Here is a 686-nt window from a genome sequence, read left to right on the forward strand (position 1 = left end):
ATCAGCATATTGTTCTATGGGACGAGTCGGACCAAGAAGTCGTTGGTGCATATCGTTTACGGTCAACGCATGATATTGCGATTGATCAGTTATATACATCGACACTAATGCATTATTTGCCTAATGCTGAGCCAACCTTGGCACGCGGTGTCGAACTGGGCAGAAGCTTTGTTCAACCAAAGTATTGGGGCTCTCGCAGTCTTGATTACTTGTGGACGGGGATCGCCGCGTATATTCGACAAAACTCTCAAGTTCGCTACTTGCTCGGTGCAGTGAGTATTTCAAATGCCTTTAGCCAAAAAGGTAAGGACCTCTTGCTTGGTTATTACGGTAAGTACTATTTTTCACATACACCGATTATCGAATGTAAACGACCTTACATGATGGGCTATCAAGCCAAGGTCCACAATCAGCACCTGTTCGATGGTTTAGATTCAAGAGATGCCTTTGTTGTGTTGCGTGAGCAGCTGGGTTTGATTGGTCACTCTGTTCCTACGCTCTACAAGCAATACTCAGAGTTATGTGATGACGGTGGAACCCGATTCCACGGCTTTAATATTGACCCTGATTTTCAAGACTGTATTGACGGTTTGGTGGTAGTGGATTTGAGTAAATTGAAACCGCTTAAGCGCAAGCGTTATGAGTTAGTTGATCACGACTTTTTAGCGTTTGAATTAGAGGGTGCA

General features: G+C 44.2%; 1 protein-coding gene. It reads left to right on the forward strand.

Translation table 11 applies throughout. The features are described from left to right. A partial coding sequence (locus A3739_RS21840; protein ID WP_156502751.1) for a GNAT family N-acetyltransferase occupies positions 1-686 on the forward strand: 686 nt, incomplete at both ends.

This window comes from Oleiphilus sp. HI0067 (assembly GCF_001635735.1).